General features: G+C 67.5%; 1 protein-coding gene. It reads right to left on the bottom strand.

Annotated elements, in window-relative coordinates:
* Positions 1–530 (bottom strand): IS30 family transposase (locus ABD907_RS20520; RefSeq protein ID WP_345219144.1); only part of this gene is annotated, 530 nt, incomplete at both ends.

Raw genomic sequence — 530 nt, 5'->3', positions numbered from 1 at the left:
GCCGTTGAGTTCCTGGGCCACATGCTCGAGGTCCTCTGGCCCGTAGATTGATAGGTCGGTGCCCTTGGGGAAGTACTGGCGCAGCAGTCCGTTGGTGTTCTCGTTCGATCCGCGCTGCCAGGGCGAGTGCGGATCGCAGAAGTAGACCGGCACGTTGGTCGCGACCGTGAACTGTTGGTGGGCGGCCATCTCACACCCCTGGTCCCAGGTCAGTGAGCCGCGCAGCTGCTCGGGCAGGACGCCGATCAGCGGGACCAGCACGTCACGGACTTCTTCGGCGGTGTGCCCGCCGGGCAGATGCCCGAGCAGCACGTACCGGGTGGTGCGCTCGACCAGGGTCACGATCGCCGACTCGCTGCGAGTGCCGACGATCAGATCGCCCTCCCAGTGGCCGGGCACGGCACGGTCCTCCACCTCGGGTGGCCGCTGGGAGATCATCACCATCGAATCGGTGAATCGGGGTGTGCGCTGGTCGGGCTGCCGGTGTGGCTTACGTCGGGTGCGCCCGGTACGCAACGCGGCGGCGACCT

It is taken from the genome of Georgenia halophila, assembly GCF_039541595.1.
The sequence above is the reverse complement of the archived record's forward strand: the minus strand, read 5'-3'. Positions and strand labels throughout refer to the sequence as shown.